At 56.5% G+C, this 16,886-nt stretch carries 18 protein-coding genes; 13 read left to right on the top strand and 5 right to left on the bottom strand.

Annotated features, from left to right (window positions below; all coding sequences use genetic code 11):
• The first annotated feature begins 153 nt into the window (after positions 1 to 153).
• Positions 154 to 1,395, top strand: coding sequence for a serine/threonine transporter SstT (gene sstT / locus FOY96_RS02560; protein WP_087823155.1), 1,242 nt, complete (start codon positions 154 to 156; stop codon positions 1,393 to 1,395).
• Positions 1,396 to 1,487: 92 nt separating this feature from the next.
• Here sstT and FOY96_RS02555 read toward each other — a convergent pair whose 3' ends face one another.
• Positions 1,488 to 2,975 (bottom strand): UxaA family hydrolase, encoded by a 1,488-nt coding sequence (locus FOY96_RS02555; RefSeq protein ID WP_143346443.1) that lies wholly within the window; start codon positions 2,973 to 2,975, stop codon positions 1,488 to 1,490.
• Between the two features lie 17 nt (positions 2,976 to 2,992).
• Positions 2,993 to 4,405 (bottom strand): glucuronate isomerase, encoded by a 1,413-nt coding sequence (uxaC, locus tag FOY96_RS02550; RefSeq protein WP_143346442.1) that lies wholly within the window; start codon positions 4,403 to 4,405, stop codon positions 2,993 to 2,995.
• A 475-nt stretch (positions 4,406 to 4,880) separates the two neighbouring features.
• Between uxaC and FOY96_RS02545 the strand changes: the two genes are divergently transcribed.
• From FOY96_RS02545 to FOY96_RS02495, 11 genes are all read left to right on the top strand, one after another.
• Positions 4,881 to 6,179: an MFS transporter gene (locus tag FOY96_RS02545; protein ID WP_023309287.1), complete on the top strand. Its 1,299-nt coding sequence runs from the start codon at positions 4,881 to 4,883 to the stop codon at positions 6,177 to 6,179.
• A 115-nt stretch (positions 6,180 to 6,294) separates the two neighbouring features.
• On the top strand, positions 6,295 to 7,071 hold the full coding sequence (exuR, locus tag FOY96_RS02540) for a transcriptional regulator ExuR (protein ID WP_023309288.1): 777 nt from the start codon (positions 6,295 to 6,297) through the stop codon (positions 7,069 to 7,071).
• A gap of 344 nt (positions 7,072 to 7,415) precedes the next feature.
• Entirely contained in the window at positions 7,416 to 8,078 is a 663-nt protein-coding gene (gene yqjA / locus FOY96_RS02535; RefSeq protein WP_024906405.1) for a DedA family general envelope maintenance protein YqjA, read from the top strand.
• Between the two features lie 2 nt (positions 8,079 to 8,080).
• Entirely contained in the window at positions 8,081 to 8,464 is a 384-nt protein-coding gene (mzrA, locus tag FOY96_RS02530) for an EnvZ/OmpR regulon moderator MzrA (protein ID WP_039260467.1), read from the top strand.
• Positions 8,465 to 8,606: 142 nt separating this feature from the next.
• On the top strand, positions 8,607 to 8,975 hold the full coding sequence (locus FOY96_RS02525; protein ID WP_023309291.1) for a DUF1090 domain-containing protein: 369 nt from the start codon (positions 8,607 to 8,609) through the stop codon (positions 8,973 to 8,975).
• Positions 8,976 to 9,006: 31 nt separating this feature from the next.
• A complete protein-coding gene (locus tag FOY96_RS02520; RefSeq protein ID WP_008503141.1) occupies positions 9,007 to 9,312 on the top strand; it encodes an ElaB/YgaM/YqjD family protein in 306 nt (101 codons plus the stop codon).
• 1 nt (position 9,313) lies between these two features.
• Entirely contained in the window at positions 9,314 to 9,706 is a 393-nt protein-coding gene (locus FOY96_RS02515; RefSeq protein WP_023333540.1) for a phage holin family protein, read from the top strand.
• Between the two features lie 2 nt (positions 9,707 to 9,708).
• Entirely contained in the window at positions 9,709 to 10,005 is a 297-nt protein-coding gene (locus FOY96_RS02510; protein ID WP_033146723.1) for a YqjK-like family protein, read from the top strand.
• 253 nt (positions 10,006 to 10,258) lie between these two features.
• Positions 10,259 to 10,651 carry a DoxX family protein gene (locus FOY96_RS02505; RefSeq protein WP_023309292.1) on the top strand — a complete coding sequence of 131 codons (393 nt, stop codon included), beginning with the start codon at positions 10,259 to 10,261 and terminating at the stop codon, positions 10,649 to 10,651.
• Positions 10,652 to 10,722: 71 nt separating this feature from the next.
• Positions 10,723 to 11,709, top strand: coding sequence for a glutathione S-transferase family protein (locus tag FOY96_RS02500; protein WP_048981210.1), 987 nt, complete (start codon positions 10,723 to 10,725; stop codon positions 11,707 to 11,709).
• A 106-nt stretch (positions 11,710 to 11,815) separates the two neighbouring features.
• Complete coding sequence (locus tag FOY96_RS02495; protein ID WP_029739660.1) at positions 11,816 to 12,181, top strand: DUF805 domain-containing protein; 366 nt, start codon at positions 11,816 to 11,818, stop codon at positions 12,179 to 12,181.
• 46 nt (positions 12,182 to 12,227) lie between these two features.
• On the opposite strand, the gene FOY96_RS02490 is transcribed toward FOY96_RS02495, so the two are convergent.
• Positions 12,228 to 13,130 carry a LysR family transcriptional regulator gene (locus FOY96_RS02490; protein ID WP_029739659.1) on the bottom strand — a complete coding sequence of 301 codons (903 nt, stop codon included), beginning with the start codon at positions 13,128 to 13,130 and terminating at the stop codon, positions 12,228 to 12,230.
• A gap of 104 nt (positions 13,131 to 13,234) precedes the next feature.
• Between FOY96_RS02490 and FOY96_RS02485 the strand changes: the two genes are divergently transcribed.
• Positions 13,235 to 13,936, top strand: a complete 702-nt coding sequence (locus FOY96_RS02485) for a pirin family protein (protein WP_023309295.1) — start codon at positions 13,235 to 13,237, stop codon at positions 13,934 to 13,936.
• 90 nt (positions 13,937 to 14,026) lie between these two features.
• Here FOY96_RS02485 and FOY96_RS02480 read toward each other — a convergent pair whose 3' ends face one another.
• Both FOY96_RS02480 and pflB read right to left on the bottom strand, forming a co-directional pair.
• Positions 14,027 to 14,437 carry a Spy/CpxP family protein refolding chaperone gene (locus FOY96_RS02480; RefSeq protein WP_033146727.1) on the bottom strand — a complete coding sequence of 137 codons (411 nt, stop codon included), beginning with the start codon at positions 14,435 to 14,437 and terminating at the stop codon, positions 14,027 to 14,029.
• Positions 14,438 to 14,588: 151 nt separating this feature from the next.
• Positions 14,589 to 16,883: a formate C-acetyltransferase gene (gene pflB / locus FOY96_RS02475; protein WP_143346441.1), complete on the bottom strand. Its 2,295-nt coding sequence runs from the start codon at positions 16,881 to 16,883 to the stop codon at positions 14,589 to 14,591.
• Positions 16,884 to 16,886: the final 3 nt, after the last annotated feature.

Genomic DNA, 16,886 nt, shown 5'->3' with positions numbered 1-16,886 from the left:
AAATATGATGCAACACGTAAAATCCAGCATTTTACGCTTCCTTCCTTTCGCGCATTCCCTATACTCGACCAGGCAAACATTTACTTACATCCGGACATAAATGTGACTAAGAGCACATCCGGGATGGAACGCAATTTCACTCAGGAAATACGTATGAGCACACAATCAAGCGGACTGTTCGCGCGCCTGGCGCAGGGCAGCCTCGTTAAACAAATTCTGGTCGGGCTGGTGCTGGGTATTCTGCTGGCGATGGTGTCAAAACCTGCGGCGGAGGCCACGGGGCTGCTCGGGACCCTTTTCGTTGGCGCGCTGAAGGCCGTGGCACCGGTACTGGTTCTGATGCTGGTCATGGCGTCAATTGCCAACCACCAGCACGGACAAAAAACCAACATTCGCCCCATTCTGTTCCTGTATCTGCTGGGAACCTTCTCGGCTGCCTTAACGGCCGTGGTGTTTAGCTTCCTGTTCCCGTCCACGCTGCACCTGACCAGCGCGGCCGGTGACATCACGCCGCCATCCGGCATTGTCGAAGTGCTGCGCGGACTGCTGATGAGCATGGTTTCTAACCCCATCACCGCGCTGATGAGCGGAAACTACATTGGCATCCTGGTCTGGGCGATTGGTCTGGGCTTCGCGCTACGTCACGGTAACGACACCACGAAAAACCTGGTCAACGATCTGTCCAACGCCGTGACCTTTATGGTGAAGCTGGTGATTCGCTTTGCGCCAATCGGTATTTTCGGGCTGGTCTCCTCTACGCTTGCAACCACCGGCTTCGACGCGCTGTGGGGCTACGCGCAGCTGCTGGTTGTGCTGGTCGGCTGTATGCTGCTGGTGGCGCTGGTGATCAACCCGCTGCTGGTGTTCTGGCAGATCCGCCGCAACCCGTATCCGCTGGTGCTGACCTGCCTGCGCGAGAGCGGCGTGTATGCCTTCTTCACCCGCAGCTCTGCGGCGAACATTCCGGTTAACATGGCGCTGGCGGAGAAGCTGAACCTGGACCGTGATACCTATTCCGTGTCGATCCCACTGGGCGCAACCGTGAACATGGCGGGCGCGGCAATCACCATTACCGTGCTGACCCTGGCGGCGGTGCATACGCTGGGCATTCCGGTGGATCTGCCAACCGCATTGTTGCTGAGCGTGGTGGCGTCACTGTGTGCCTGTGGCGCATCCGGCGTTGCGGGCGGTTCGCTGCTGCTGATCCCGCTGGCGTGTAATATGTTCGGCATCCCGAACGAGATTGCGATGCAGGTTGTGGCCGTCGGCTTTATCATCGGCGTGCTGCAGGACTCCTGCGAAACCGCGCTGAACTCCTCTACCGACGTGCTGTTTACCGCAGCGGCCTGTCAGGCGGAAGACGCGCGTTTAGCGAAGAACGCCCTGCGAGGCTAACAGCAAAACGGCAACCCTGAGGTTGCCGTTTTTAGTGTTTGTCCCCTCTTCCCGTGGGAGAGGGTCAGGGTGAGGGCATCAGGCCGCACCGATTAAAGCGTCACACCACTCTTAAAGATCGCCAGCTCGCGGAAGTCGTTCTTCTCGTTACAGGTCTGCCTGCCGTTAGCAAATTCCACGATAGTATCCACGAACTCCGTCAGCAGCTGCGGCATCGCTTTGCCGTGAATCAGCTGGCCCGCATCAAAGTCGATCCAGTGCTTTTTCTTTGCCGCCAGCTCGCTGTTGGTAGCGATTTTCACCGTCGGCACAAAACCACCGTACGGCGTGCCGCGACCGGTACTGAACAGCACCATATGACAGCCGGCACCCGCCAGCGCGCTGGTGGCGACCGCATCGTTGCCCGGTGCGCTCAGCAGGTTCAGACCGTGGGTTTTCAGGCGCTCGCCGTAGCGCAGCACGTCAACCACCTGGCTCGCGCCCGCTTTCTGGGTGCAGCCGAGGGATTTCTCTTCCAGCGTGGTGATCCCGCCCGCTTTGTTGCCCGGCGACGGGTTCTCGTAAATCGGCTGATTGTGGGCGATGAAATACTGTTTGAAGTCGTTCACCATGGTGACGGTCTTCTCAAAGGTCTCTTCGTCACGGCAGTGGCTCATCAGAATACGCTCCGCGCCGAACATTTCCGGCACTTCGGTCAACACCGTCGTGCCGCCGTTGGCAATCACGTAATCCGAGAAGCGGCCCAGCATCGGGTTAGCGGTAATGCCGGAAAGGCCATCTGACCCGCCGCACTCCAGCCCAAACTTGAGCTCGCTCAGCTTGCCCGGCTCGCGCCTGTCGTGGCGCATCACCTCATAAAGCTGGTGAAGCTGTTCAACGCCCGCTTCCACTTCGTCGTCCTGATGCTGGCACACCATAAAATGCACGCGCTCAGGATCGAACTCGCCCAGCGTGTCGCGGAAGGCGTCCACCTGATTGTTCTCGCAGCCCAGGCCAATCACCAGCACCGCGCCCGCGTTCGGATGACGCACCATGTTTTGCAGCATGGTGCGGGTGTTAATGTGGTCGTCACCGAGCTGGGAACAGCCGTAGGTGTGGCTGAACAGATGCACGCCGTCAGTCCCTTCGGCGTTGTTGGTCTCTTTCAGGAAGCGCGTCTGGATCTGGCGCGCAATTCCATTGACGCAGCCGACGGTCGGGAGGATCCACAGCTCGTTGCGGATCCCCACGTCGCCGCTGGCGCGACGGTAGATCTGCACCTCACGATCCGCCGCCTGACGCTCTTCCACAGGTAAATCAGGTTGATAGCTGTACTCGTCCAGATCGCTCAGATTGGTGCGGGTATTGTGTGAGTGAATGTATTCACCCGGCGCAATATCCGCCAGCGCATGGCCGATGGGCAAACCGTACTTCACCACGTTCTCCCCTTTCGCAATGGGGATCAGGGCAAACTTGTGTCCACGGACGATCGCCTGACGCAGGGTGACGCTCTGGTTATCAACGGTCACCACGTCGCCTTCAGCGAGATCCGTCAGCGCGACGGCCACGTTATCCAGCGAATGGATTTTGATGTATTGCATATCAACCTCAAACGGCCTTAGTTCAGTTCAATGGCGAAGTAGTCACGCGCATTGTTAAAGCAGATGTTTCTCACCATTTCGCCCAGCAGCTGGATATCCGCTGGCGCTTCGCCTGCGTGCACCCAGCGGCCAATCATCTGGCACAGAATGCGGCGGAAATATTCATGACGGGTATAGGACAGGAAGCTGCGGCTGTCGGTCAGCATGCCGACAAAGCGGCTCAGCAGACCCAGCTGCGCGAGCTGCGTCATCTGACGCTCCATGCCATCTTTCTGATCGTTAAACCACCAGCCGGAACCGAACTGCATCTTGCCCGGCATCCCTTCGCCCTGGAAGTTGCCGACCATGGTACCCAGCACTTCGTTATCGCGCGGGTTCAGGCAGTACAGGATGGTTTTAGGCAGCAGGTTTTGTTCGTTCTGTTTGCTCAGCAGTTTTGACAGCTCTTCCGCCAGCGGACGGTCGTTGATGGAGTCGAAGCCCACGTCAGCGCCGAGCAGTTTGAACTGGCGCTGGTTGTTATTGCGCAGCGCGCCGATGTGGTACTGCTGTACCCAGCCGCGACGCGCGTATTCCGCACCGAGGAATACCAGCACCGCCGTTTTAAACTGCGCCACTTCGTGCTCGCTTAAGCCTTCGCCAGAGAGACGACGCGCCAGAATGCTGTCCAGCTCGGCTTCGTTTGATTCCGCAAACAGCACCACGTCCAGCGCGTGGTCAGACACTTTACAGCCGTGCGCCGCGAAGTGATCCAGACGTTTGGTCAGCGCGGTTTGCAGGTCAGCGAAACGACGGATATCGGTATCCGACACTTCCGCCAGCTTCGCCATGTAGTCGGTGAAGGTGGCCTGCTCAATGTTGAAGGCTTTGTCCGGGCGCCAGCTTGGCAGCACTTTGATATCAAAAGAGGTGTCTTTCGCGACAACGGCATGATGCTCCAGGGAGTCAATCGGATCGTCGGTGGTGCCCACCATCTTCACGTTCATCTGCTTCATGATGCCGCGCGCGGTGAAGTTATCCTGCGCCAGCAGCGCGTTGCACCGATCCCAGATTTCATCCGCGGTCGTTGGGGAGAGCAGCTTGCCGGTGATGCCAAACGGACGGCGGAGTTCAAGATGGGTCCAGTGGTAGAGCGGGTTGCCGATGGTGTGCGGAACGGTTGCCGCCCAGGCGTCAAACTTCTCGCGGTCGGTCGCATCGCCGGTACACAGGCGCTCAGCCACGCCGTTGGTGCGCATGGCACGCCATTTATAGTGGTCACCCTTCAGCCAGATGTCATACAGGTTTTTGAAGCGATAATTTTCGGCAACCTGCTGCGGCGGTAAATGGCAGTGGTAGTCGAAAATCGGCTGGTCTTTTGCGTAGTCGTGGTACAGGCGGCGAGCAAATTCGGTATCTAACAGAAAATCTTCGGTCATAAACGGCGTCATTATCGTCTTCCTCATTACGGGAGCGCAGAAAGCGTATGTTCATATGCTGCAAAGTTATCACACCAATTTCCACCAACCGAAGCTTTTTTCGTGAGTGAGATCAATAAACGCCAACAAATAAATTACCCTCAATGAAGCAAACCCTTCTGCAGGCCGCGCCAATACTGGCTTTGCGGGCGACGATTAATGTCCCCACAAAGAATCATACATTTGTGATGTCACTCACCTTTTAAAGTTGTATGACAAGTTATCTTTTCGCCGTCGCAAACACTCAGCCGACGGAATGCATTACCGGTGTGAGAGACATCGGGTTTAACGGTACGGATACCGACTTATGCACGCTTACTTATGGCAAGGTTCGGGCCGTTCCGGGACATGCTCCTGGTTACGCCCCTCCCGTTACACAACTGCTCCCGGAAACGGTTGAGAGGTTGCCGTGCTCTGGCGCGGAAATAACATAACGATGAGGTTTTAGATGCGTAAAATTAAAGGGTTACGTTGGTATATGATCGCACTGGTGACGTTAGGCACCGTGCTGGGCTACCTGACGCGTAACACCGTGGCAGCAGCAGCGCCAACGTTGATGGAAGAGCTGCATATCTCCACGCAGCAATACTCCTACATCATTGCCGCCTATTCCGCGGCGTATACCATCATGCAGCCTGTTGCGGGCTACGTGCTGGATATTCTCGGTACCAAAATCGGTTATGCCTTCTTCGCCATCGCCTGGGCGGTGTTCTGCGGTGCAACCGCGCTGGCGGGAAGCTGGGGCGGACTGGCGCTGGCGCGCGGTGCGGTCGGTGCGGCTGAAGCCGCGATGATCCCGGCGGGCCTGAAGGCCAGCTCCGAGTGGTTCCCGGCGAAAGAGCGTTCCATTGCGGTCGGCTACTTCAACGTGGGCTCGTCCATTGGGGCGATGATAGCGCCGCCGCTGGTGGTGTGGGCCATCGTGATGCACAGCTGGCAGATGGCGTTCATCATCTCAGGCGTGCTGAGCTTTGCCTGGGCGATGGCGTGGCTGGTTTTCTATAAACACCCGCGCGATCAGAAAAAACTCTCCGAAGAAGAACGTGAATACATCATTGGCGGTCAGGAAGCGCAGCATCAGACCAACAACGGCAAAAAAATGACCGTCTGGCAGATCCTGGGCACCCGTCAGTTCTGGGGTATCGCCCTGCCGCGCTTCCTGGCTGAACCGGCCTGGGGTACCTTTAACGCGTGGATCCCCCTGTTCATGTTTAAAGTCTACGGCTTTAACCTGAAAGAGATCGCGATGTTCGCCTGGATGCCAATGCTGTTCGCTGACCTGGGTTGTATCGTGGGCGGCTACCTGCCACCGCTGTTTCAGCGCTGGTTTGGCGTGAACCTGATCGTTTCCCGTAAGATGGTGGTGACCATGGGCGCACTGCTGATGATAGGCCCGGGCATGATCGGCCTGTTCACCAGCCCGTACGTCGCCATTGCCCTGCTGTGCATCGGTGGCTTTGCGCACCAGTCCCTGTCCGGCGCGCTGATTACGCTCTCGTCTGACGTCTTTGGTCGTAACGAAGTGGCAACCGCCAACGGCCTGACAGGCATGGCCGCCTGGACCGCGAGCACCATGTTTGCACTGGTGGTCGGCGCGCTGGCGGATACCATCGGCTTCAGCCCGCTGTTCGCGGTGCTGGCGATCTTCGACCTGATGGGTGCGGTGGTTATCTGGACGGTGCTGAAAAGCAAATCCGCAGAAGAGCTGGCGAAAGAGTCTCTCGGGAAACCGGCGACGCAGAGTTAGCGAAAATACGTTTCGCCGAAGCCGCCTCCGGGCGGCTTTTTTAATGGCAAAATCTGGAGAGTGGCACGCAAAAGTGGTATAACAAATCATCTGCCGTACCCTGCCTGGAGCGCATATGGAAATCACCGAACCACGTCGTTTGTATCAACAACTTGCTGCGGAGCTGAAAGATCGCATCGAGCAAGGGGTCTATCTTGTCGGTGATAAACTTCCCGCCGAGCGCTTTATCGCGGATGAAAAAAGCGTCAGCCGCACGGTGGTGCGTGAAGCGATTATCATGCTGGAAGTGGAAGGCTACGTTGAGGTACGCAAAGGCTCCGGCATTCACGTGATTTCTAATCTGCCGAAACACTCTCCCGTCGCGGACGAAAGTCTGGAATTCGCCAGCTATGGCCCGTTTGAGCTGCTCCAGGCTCGCCAGCTGATCGAAAGCAATATCGCTGAGTTTGCGGCGACGCAGGTGACCAAGCAGGACATCATGAAGCTGATGGAGATCCAGGAGAATGCCCGTAAGGAGAAATGTTTCCGCGATTCAGAGTGGGATCTGCAGTTCCACGTTCAGGTCGCCCTGGCAACCCAAAATACGGCCCTGGCGGCAATCGTTGAAAAAATGTGGACTCAGCGCGTTCACAACCCGTACTGGAAAAAACTGCACGACCATATCGATTCCCGTACCGTCGACAACTGGTGCGACGATCACGACCAAATCCTTAAAGCGCTGATTCGTAAAGATCCGCATGCCGCCAAGCTGGCGATGTGGCAGCACCTGGAAAACACCAAGCAGATGCTGTTCAACGAAACCAGCGATGACTTCGAATTTAACGCTGACCGCTATCTTTTTGCCGATAATCCGGTTGTTCATCTCGATACGGCTTCCAGTGCCGCAAAATAGATGACCTTTCTGCTGGCAGGCGCTACGTTGCGCCTTCCGGCTTACAGGAGTAAGCAAAACATATATAGTGTCAGCCTTTGTAAATCCCCTCGCTCACTTCCTGGGCTTACGCCAAAATCAACTCACCCCTGCAAATTCTGTGACGCAGAACGTTGGGCTTTGTTACAATTGGATTCAATTCCTTATTTTGTAAGTTAGTGCTTGCTAACCAGCCAATTAACAGGGAACAGTGTTGGCCACACCGCAATGTGTCCGCGAGCGACCATAATGAAATCACAACAATGTCGCCGTGCTGTTTGTCCCGGATAACAGGCGTGACGTTAACCGATTTCCAGGAACACTGAATGGAACTTTTGACCCAACTACTGCATGCCCTCTGGGCGCAGGATTTTGAAACGCTGGCCAACCCTTCCATGATTGGCATGCTCTATTTCGTCCTGTTTATGATCCTGTTCCTTGAGAACGGTTTGCTGCCTGCTGCCTTCCTGCCCGGTGACAGTTTGCTGGTGCTTGTCGGCGTGCTGTGTGCCAAAGGGGCGATGGCGTTTCCACACACCATTTTATTACTGACCGTTGCGGCCAGCCTCGGCTGCTGGGTGAGCTATATCCAGGGACGATGGCTGGGCAATACCCGTATCGTCCAGAACTGGCTCTCTCATCTTCCCGCGCATTATCACCAGCGGGCGCACCACCTTTTCCACAAGCACGGGCTTTCCGCGCTGCTGATTGGCCGCTTTATCGCCTTTGTTCGCACCCTGCTGCCGACCATTGCCGGTCTGTCGGGGTTGAGCAGCACGCGCTTCCAGTTCTTTAACTGGATGAGCGGCCTGCTATGGGTGCTTATTCTGACGACGCTCGGCTATGCGCTGGGTAAAACACCGGTCTTTATGAAATATGAAGATCAGCTGATGTCCTGCCTGATGCTGCTGCCAGTGGTTCTGCTGGTCTTCGGCCTGATTGGCTCACTGGTTGTCCTGTGGAAGAAGAAATACGGAGCCAGAGGCTAACGATGGCTATCTCACCGCTCGCCCTGCGCCGTTTTGCCGTTGCCGTGATTACGCTGATCGTCCTCAGCGCCATGCTGCTGGCATGGAGCGCGCTTTCGCATCAGGAATCGACGCTGGCTATTCGCCCGGTAAACCAGGGCGCCAGCGTGCCTGACGGTTTTTCTGTCTGGCATCATCTGGACGCGAACGGGATCCGCTTTAAGAGCATTACCCCGCAGGACGATGTTTTACTGATCAAGTTTGATTCCCGTGCGCAAAGTGCCGCCGCGAAAGTGGTTCTCGACCGTACGCTGCCGCACGGGTATATCATTGCCCAGCAGGAAGATGACAGCCAGCCTGCAGCCTGGCTGTCATTGATTCGCGATACGTCGCATCGGTTTGGATAACTTCCAGGATTCCGAATCTTTTCACTCACTTTGGTGAATCCCCCGTTTACTTACTATGCTTAAGTACGCGGAGCACCCCTCGATGTACTCCGCATAACTTTGGATAGCGGCTAACGCCGCAACACAATGGAAGGTTTCGATAATGAAATTCCGCATGACTCTGGCTCTGGCCCTTTTTTCTTTAAGCACAGCATCCTTCGCAAACTCTCTCTGTCAGGAGAAAGAACAGGATATTCAGCGTGAGATCGGTTATGCCGAAAAGCATAACAATCAGCACCGTGTTGATGGTCTTAAAAAAGCGCTGAGCGAAGTGAAAGCGAACTGTTCAGACAGCAAGCTTCGTGCCGATCACAAGAAGAAAATCGCTGAACAGAAGGACGAGATAGCCGAGCGCCGTCGCGACCTGCAGGAAGCGAAAGAGAAAGGAGATGCGGAAAAAATTGCTAAGCGCGAGAAGAAGTTGAAAGAAGCGCAGGACGACCTGAAAGCGCTGGAAGCTCGCGATTATTGAGTTAACGGAAATCTCAACAGGAGAGAGAATCATGTCAAAAGATACGACGTCTGAACATCTGCGCGCTGAACTGAAATCCCTGGCCGATACCCTTGAAGAGGTGCTGAACTCCTCTGCTGACAAGTCAAAAGAAGAGGTCAGCAAGCTGCGCAGCAAGGCGGAGCAGGCGCTGAAAGAGAGCCGCTATCGCCTGGGTGAAACCGGTGATGCGCTGGCGAAACAGACCCGCGAAGCGGCTGCCCGCGCGGACGAATATGTGCGTGATAATCCATGGACGGGTGTTGGGATTGGTGCCGCAGTGGGTGTGGTACTGGGTGTCCTTCTGACGCGTCGTTGATATGGAAGATCCTCGTCACGCACAAGGGCCTGCTAACAACGTCCTCGGCATCGGCCAGCGTATTTTAACGACGCTGGTCGGGATTGCCGAAACGCGCGTCCGGCTGGCAGTGGTGGAGCTGGAAGAGGAGAAAGCGAACCTCTTCCAGATGCTGCTAATGCTCGGGCTGACCATGCTCTTTGCCGCGTTTGGTCTGATGAGCCTGATGGTGTTAATCATCTGGGCCATCGATCCGCAGTATCGTCTTAACGCGATGATTGCCACCACCGTCGTTCTGCTGGTCGCTGCGTTGATAGGCGGTATCTGGACGCTGCGTAAAGCGCGCAAATCCACTTTCCTGCGCCATACGCGTCAGGAGCTGGCGAACGATCGCGCTCTGCTGGAGGATGACTAGCCGTGAGCGATAAAGCCGAACGTCAAAAGCGAAAAGCGTACCTGTTAAGCCAGATCCAGCAGCAACGGCTGGATCTGTCTGCCAGTCGTCGCGACTGGATCGACGCGACGCGACGGTTTGACCGGGGCTGGAATACCGTCCTGAGCCTGCGTTCGTGGGCGCTGGTCGGCAGCAGCGTGATGGCGATCTGGACGGTTCGTCATCCGAACATGCTGATCCGCTGGGCTCGTCGTGGATTCGGCGCCTGGAGCGCCTGGCGTCTGGTGAAAGCAACGTTACGGCAGCAGCAGCTGCGGTGATAAAAGCAAAACGGTAACTCAGGTTACCGTTTTTTGTTTTTGCGCCCTCTCCCCGTGGGAAAGGGTTGGGGTGATGGCACCAGCGCACACGTTCCCTTACTCAATATCTTTGAAGAAGATTGACAGTTTTCCTTGCTAACAATTACCACCCGCCCCGTTTATTATCCTCTCCATCGACAGCAACGCCGCGGTATCTACCCGGAATTGCAGACAAATAATGTTCAGCCGCTCATGTGGTTTCCTGGAGAGTAAAATGAAAAAATTAGAAGATGTTGGTGTACTGGTCGCGCGTATTCTGATGCCAATTCTGTTCATCGTGGCAGGTTGGGGAAAAATCACCGGTTATGCGGGTACCCAGCAGTATATGGAAGCCATGGGCGTTCCGGGGTTCCTGCTGCCGCTGACCATTCTTCTTGAGTTCGGCGGCGGCCTCGCGGTACTGTTCGGCTTCCTGACCCGTACCACCGCGCTGTTTACCGCAGGCTTCACCGTGCTGACGGCGTTCATCTTCCACAGCAACTTTGCGGAAGGCGTGAACTCTCTGATGTTCATGAAAAACCTGACCATCGCGGGTGGCTTCCTGCTGCTGGCCGTCACTGGCCCGGGCGCATACAGCATCGACCGCGTTCTGAATAAGAAGTGGTAAGCACGCTATACTGAATGAACACAAAGCGAGGAGACATCTCCTCGCTTTTGCTATCTGACGGAGGAGAAAAAATGGGACAACTCGTAGACGGCGTATGGCAGGATGTCTGGTATGACACCAAATCCACCGGAGGTCGCTTCAAGCGCTCAGTTTCGGCCTTCCGTAACTGGCTGACCGCCGACGGCGCGCCAGGCCCGAGCGGCGAAGGCGGCTTCGCGGCTGAGAAAGACCGTTATCATCTTTATGTTTCGCTTGCCTGCCCGTGGGCACACCGCACGCTGATTGTGCGCAAGCTTAAAGGTCTCGAATCCTTAATTCCGGTTTCGGTCGTGAACCCGCTGATGCTGGAAAACGGCTGGACGTTTGACAGTGATTTCCCCGCGGCGACCGGCGACGATCTCTACCACCACGATTTCCTTTACCAGCTCTATCTTCGCGCCGATCCTCACTACACCGGGCGCGTTACCGTGCCGGTGCTGTGGGACAAGAAAAACCAGACGATTGTCAGCAATGAGTCTGCGGAAATCATCCGCATGTTCAATACCGCGTTTGACGCGCACGGCGCCCGCGCCGGGGATTACTACCCGGTTGAACTGCGCGATAAGATTGATGAGCTGAACGGCTGGATTTACGACAACGTCAACAACGGCGTCTACAAGGCCGGTTTCGCCACCAGCCAGGAAGCGTATGACGAAGCGGTCGGAAAGGTGTTTGAATCGCTTGAGCGTCTCGAGCAGATCCTGGGCCAGCATCGCTACCTGACGGGCGATCGCCTGACGGAAGCGGACATCCGCCTGTGGACCACGCTGGTTCGCTTCGATCCGGTCTATGTCACCCACTTTAAGTGCGACAAGCACCGCATCAGCGATTACCTGAACCTGCATGGTTTCCTGCGTGACATCTACCAGATGCCGGGTATTGCCGACACGGTCGACTTCGACCATATCCGCACCCACTATTTCCGCAGCCACAAAACCATCAACCCGACGGGCATTATCTCCATTGGGCCGTGGCAGGATCTGGATGAACCTCACGGGCGCGACGTCCGATTTGGATAAATACGAAGGGCATCACCAGATGCCCTTTTTTAATTCACAATCTCCATCTATCCTTACCTCGATCGCTTAGAAAACAAGTGATTGACTGATTAATGAGGCAAGGAAAATGGACTGGTATTTAAAAGTACTGCGTAACTACATTGGATTTGGTGGCCGTGCCCGCCGCAAAGAGTACTGGATGTTCGTTCTGGTGAACTTCATTCTCATTATGGTGCTGGGTATTGTGGATAAAATTCTTGGCTGGGAGCGGGCTGGCGGTGAAGGCGTGCTGACCACCATTTATGGCCTGTTAGTCCTGCTGCCATCGTGGGCGGTGCTGTTCCGTCGACTGCACGACACCGATCGTTCAGCGTGGTGGTTATTGCTGCTGTTGATCCCGATTATTGGCTGGATCGTGATTTTGATCTTCAACTGCCAGAGCGGGACGCCGGGCGAAAACCGCTTTGGTCCGGATCCTAAGATCGGCGCATAAAAAAAGCCCGGTGGCGCTTCGCTTACCGGGCCTACCAATTACGATTTTATTTATTGTATTGCGTGAAAAGCTTCGGAATTTCGCGTAAACACCATGATTTGGCTTCGCCCATGCTGTCACGGCGCCACGCCATAATAATATCCACCTCGTGGCTATATTCCGGGCTGACTACGCGCAGCCGCCCTTCTGCAATGTCTTTTTCGACAAACGGGTACGGCATGGTCGCCACGCCCAGACCGGCCAATAGCGCCTGCCGTTTGTCTTCCAGCGAGGTCACCGTCAGACGAGGCTGTTTATCCAGCAGCTGCACCGTCAGCACCGGACGCTCGCGCGCGGTATCCGCTACCGCCACGCCGCGATACTTCACGCGCGTCACTTCAGAGAGCGGCTCCGGCTCCTGGTGAATCGGGTGATTAGGTGCGGCAACATAGACGTTCATCACGCTGTAGAGCTTGCGCGAGTTGATTTCCGATGAGGAACGGAAGTGCATGTCCGGCGCAATCACAATATCCGCCCTGCCCGTTTCCAGACGTTCCCACGCGCCTGCCAGCACCTCGGTGATGATTGACAGCTGCGTATTGGCCTTCGCCGCCAGGCGGTCCACCAGCGGGAACAGCGCTTCTGTCGGCACCAGCGCTTCGGTAACTAACGTCAGATGGGTTTCCCAGCCGCGCGCCAGCGCTTCGGCGTCCGTCGTGAGCTTGTCCGCCGCTTCCAGCAGCACGCGGCCGCGCTCCAGCAGCATTCGCCCCACGTTGGTGAATTTTGTTCGATGACCGGAGCGGTCAAACAGCACCACGTCCAGCTCTTCCTCCAGCTTCTGCATGGTGTAGCTTAGCGCAGACGGAACGCGCCCCAGCTCATCTGCCGCCGCCGCAAAACTGCCGCGCCGGTCAATCGCGTCCATGACGCGAAGCGCCTCAAGCGTCAATGCTCTCTCTTTAGCCATCTCGTTCTCATTCAGGAAATTTGAACATACCGGGCAGAATATCTGGCTAACAATGCAGCGTCCATACCTTTACCATTGTTTTAGTGTAAAGAGAGGTCAAGTTTATGATTACGACAAGAACAGCTAAACAGTGCGGACAAGCCGATTTCGGTTGGCTGCAGGCCCGCTACACCTTTTCCTTTGGACACTACTTTGACCCTAAACTCCTCGGTTACGCTTCACTGCGCGTGTTGAATCAGGAAGTGCTCGCCCCGGGCGCCTCCTTCCAGCCGCGTACGTACCCGAAAGTCGATATCCTGAACCTGATCCTGGAAGGCGAGGCAGAATACCGCGATAGCGAGGGCAATCATGTCCAGGCAAAGGCTGGCGAAGCGTTGTTAATTTCCACGCAGCCGGGCATCAGCTACAGCGAACATAACCTCAGCAAAGACAAAACGCTGACCCGTATGCAGCTGTGGCTGGACGCCTGCCCCGAGCGGGAAAATCCGCTGGTACAGAAGTTAGATTTAACGGGCGATAAGCAGCAGCTGATTGCATCGCCGGACGGCAGTAAAGGTAGCCTGCAGCTGCGCCAGCAGGTGTGGCTGCACCATATCGAACTGAAGAAAGGTGAACAGGCGAGCTTCCAGCTTCATGGTCCGCGCGCCTATTTGCAGTCTATTCACGGTACGGTACATGCGGTGACGCACACGGAAGAGAAAGAAGCGCTCACCTGCGGCGACGGGGCGTTTATTCGTGATGAAGCGAATATCACCCTGGTGGCGGATACGCCACTGCGCGCGCTGCTGATTGATTTGCCGGTTTAGAGAATGCTCTCACCCTAACCCTCTCCCAATGGGAGAGGGAACCGATCGATCCACGCCAGAATCATCCGGCGCCGTTCGCGACGTACGAAATCACTCTGCCAGCGCGTTAGCCATATCGGTTCTAATCTGCTTACGCTGTTCCGGCGTCAACACCTGGCTGACGTCGAAGTAATATTTCACGCGGTAATAGCGGGTCTGCTCTTCAATTTTGCTAAAGGCAGCAAGCTGGCTTTTCACCGTGCTTTCGTCCCATTTACCCGCCTGGAACATGTCGATCAGCGCGCCGTCCTTCACCCCCGTCATCGGGATCTTGCTGACATTTTGTTCCAGCTGCTTATGCAGATCTTCAATCTTTTTAACCTGCTCATTGCTGAGCTTCAGGTGCTGTACCAGCGGATCCTGCGAGGGAGACGGGGCAGCCTCAACGTTCGCGGCCTGCGCCGTAAAACTGCACGCTGCCAGCGAGGCGGCGACCAGCGCAATACGGGTCATTTTCATCATCTTACTGTCCTTACATGCTGTGATAGGGAAAAGCAGGCGTATTGTTTTTCAAGAGCGGATGAATATGTGTGAGTAATTATATAAACAATTTTGTATGTTTAGCGGGCAAAAAAATGCCCCCAGGGTGAGGGGGCATGAGACCTGAATGTCGTCAGATAGATTGCGTAAACGTCCTCGAAATCACATCCTGCTGCTGCTCGCGCGTCAGTGCGTTAAAACGCACCGCATAGCCTGAAACGCGGATCGTCAGGTTCGGGTAATTCTCGGGATGCGCAATGGCATCGAGGAGCATTTCCCGGTTCATGACGTTGACGTTCAGATGCTGCCCGCCCTCAATGGACGCTTCGTGATGGAAGTACCCCTCCAGCAGCCCCACCAGGTTGGTTTTGCGCACCAGCTCGTCCTTGCCCAGCGCCTGCGGCACGATGGAGAAGGTGTAGGAGATACCGTCTTTCGCATAGGTGAACGGCAGCTTGGCCACCGACGTTAGCGAGGCCACGGCCCCTTTTCTGTCGCGGCCGTGCATCGGGTTCGCGCCAGGCGCAAACGGCGTGCCGCCGCGGCGTCCGTCCGGCGTGTTCCCGGTCTTCTGGCCGTAAACCACGTTGGAGGTGATGGTCAGGATCGACTGGGTTGGCACCGCGTTGCGGTAGGTTGGCAGCGCCTGAATTTTCTTCATAAAGCGCTCCACCAGATCGCAGGCGATGCTGTCCACGCGGTCGTCGTTATTGCCGTACTGCGGGTAGTCCCCTTCAATCACGAAATCGACCGCCAGACCGGTGTGGTCGCGCACCGGCTTCACCGTGGCGTATTTAATGGCCGACAGGGAGTCCGCCGCCACCGACAGCCCGGCAATGCCGCAGGCCATGGTGCGATAGACGTCCCGGTCGTGGAGCGCCATCAGCGAGGCTTCGTAGCTGTACTTATCATGCATGTAGTGAATGAGGTTCAGGGCGCTGATGTACTGCACCGCCAGCCAGTCCATAAAGTGATCGAGGCTCGCCATCACGGTATCGTAATCCAGCACGTCGTCCAGCAGCGGCTCGGTTTTCGGGCCGACCTGGATCTTCAGCTTCTCGTCCACCCCGCCGTTGATCGCGTACAGCAGCGTTTTGGCGAGGTTGGCGCGCGCGCCAAAGAACTGCATCTGCTTGCCGATCACCATCGGGCTGACGCAGCAGGCAATGGCGTAGTCGTCGCTGTTGAAGTCCGCACGCATCAGATCGTCGTTCTCATACTGCAGCGAAGAGGTGACGATCGACACCTGCGCGGCGTATTTCTTGAACGCGATCGGCAGTTGTTCAGACCAGAGGATCGTCAGGTTCGGCTCCGGCGCAGGCCCCATGGTGTGCAGGGTATGCAGATAGCGGAAGCTGTTTTTGGTCACCAGCGTGCGCCCGTCCAGCCCCATGCCGCCGATCACTTCCGTCGCCCAGATTGGATCGCCGGAGAAGAGCGTGTCGAACTCCGGCGTGCGCAGGAAGCGCACCATGCGGATCTTCATGATGAAGTGGTCGATCAGTTCCTGCGCCTGGACTTCATTCAGCCTTCCTGCCTGCATGTCGCGTTCAATGTAGATATCGAGGAACGAGGCCGTGCGCCCTAGCGACATCGCCCCACCGTTCTGGGATTTCACCGCTGCAAGATAGGCAAAATAGACCCACTGCACCGCTTCCTGGGCGTTCATCGCCGGACGTGAAATATCAAAGCCATAGTTCGCCGCCATCTGCTGGATCTGCAGCAGCGCGCGCCTGTGCTCCGCCAGCTCTTCACGCAGGCGGATCGTCGCCTCCAGATCTTCACCGCGCTCCAGCCTGCCCTGCAGATCGGCAAACTGCAGTTCGCGCTCGCGCACCAGATAAGCGATCCCGTATAGCGCCACGCGGCGATAGTCACCGATGATGCGTCCGCGCCCGTAGCCGTCCGGCAAACCGGTCAGCACGCCGGATTTACGGCAGCGCATCATCTCCGGCGAATAGACGTCAAACACGCCCTGGTTGTGGGTTTTGCGCAGGTCGGTAAACAGGTATTCGAACTGCGGATCCATCTCCCGACCATAGGCTTCGAACGAGCTGCGGATCATGTTGATCCCGCCATACGGGTGCAGCGCGCGCTTGAGCGGCTTATCGGTTTGCAGGCCGACGATCGTCTCCAGATCCTGGTCGATATAGCCCGGCCCGTGGGCCGTAATGGTGGTGGCGATGTTGGTATCAAAATCCACCGGGGCGTGGGTGGCGTTCTCCTGGCGAATGCCGACCATTACCTTCTGCCACAGCGCCGTCGTTGCTGGCGTCGCCTGCGCGAGGAAAGCTTCATCGCCTTCATAAGGGGTGTAGTTATGCTGAATAAAATCGCGGACGTTGACGGCGTTTTTCCATTCTTCACCGCGAAACCCGGCCCATGCGTCGCTGTAGGGCGCGACGCCCGTATCGATTGTTACTTTCATGTG

It is taken from the genome of Enterobacter asburiae (assembly GCF_007035645.1).
Lineage (GTDB): Bacteria > Pseudomonadota > Gammaproteobacteria > Enterobacterales > Enterobacteriaceae > Enterobacter > Enterobacter asburiae_B.
Note: the sequence above shows the minus strand (reverse complement) of the source record. Positions and strands in the feature narration are given on the sequence as shown.

Coding starts and splice junctions, on each gene's coding strand:
- FOY96_RS02515 (WP_023333540.1), top strand. CDS start 9,314: ATGGAAGATCCTCGTCACGCACAAGGGCCTGCTAACAACGTCCTCGGC.
- FOY96_RS02495 (WP_029739660.1), top strand. CDS start 11,816: ATGGACTGGTATTTAAAAGTACTGCGTAACTACATTGGATTTGGTGGC.
- FOY96_RS02485 (WP_023309295.1), top strand. CDS start 13,235: ATGATTACGACAAGAACAGCTAAACAGTGCGGACAAGCCGATTTCGGT.
- FOY96_RS02490 (WP_029739659.1), bottom strand. CDS start 13,130: ATGGCTAAAGAGAGAGCATTGACGCTTGAGGCGCTTCGCGTCATGGAC.
- exuR (WP_023309288.1), top strand. CDS start 6,295: ATGGAAATCACCGAACCACGTCGTTTGTATCAACAACTTGCTGCGGAG.
- mzrA (WP_039260467.1), top strand. CDS start 8,081: ATGGCTATCTCACCGCTCGCCCTGCGCCGTTTTGCCGTTGCCGTGATT.
- FOY96_RS02520 (WP_008503141.1), top strand. CDS start 9,007: ATGTCAAAAGATACGACGTCTGAACATCTGCGCGCTGAACTGAAATCC.
- FOY96_RS02500 (WP_048981210.1), top strand. CDS start 10,723: ATGGGACAACTCGTAGACGGCGTATGGCAGGATGTCTGGTATGACACC.
- FOY96_RS02505 (WP_023309292.1), top strand. CDS start 10,259: ATGAAAAAATTAGAAGATGTTGGTGTACTGGTCGCGCGTATTCTGATG.
- yqjA (WP_024906405.1), top strand. CDS start 7,416: ATGGAACTTTTGACCCAACTACTGCATGCCCTCTGGGCGCAGGATTTT.
- FOY96_RS02480 (WP_033146727.1), bottom strand. CDS start 14,437: ATGATGAAAATGACCCGTATTGCGCTGGTCGCCGCCTCGCTGGCAGCG.
- FOY96_RS02545 (WP_023309287.1), top strand. CDS start 4,881: ATGCGTAAAATTAAAGGGTTACGTTGGTATATGATCGCACTGGTGACG.
- pflB (WP_143346441.1), bottom strand. CDS start 16,883: ATGAAAGTAACAATCGATACGGGCGTCGCGCCCTACAGCGACGCATGG.
- sstT (WP_087823155.1), top strand. CDS start 154: ATGAGCACACAATCAAGCGGACTGTTCGCGCGCCTGGCGCAGGGCAGC.
- uxaC (WP_143346442.1), bottom strand. CDS start 4,405: ATGACGCCGTTTATGACCGAAGATTTTCTGTTAGATACCGAATTTGCT.
- FOY96_RS02525 (WP_023309291.1), top strand. CDS start 8,607: ATGAAATTCCGCATGACTCTGGCTCTGGCCCTTTTTTCTTTAAGCACA.
- FOY96_RS02555 (WP_143346443.1), bottom strand. CDS start 2,975: ATGCAATACATCAAAATCCATTCGCTGGATAACGTGGCCGTCGCGCTG.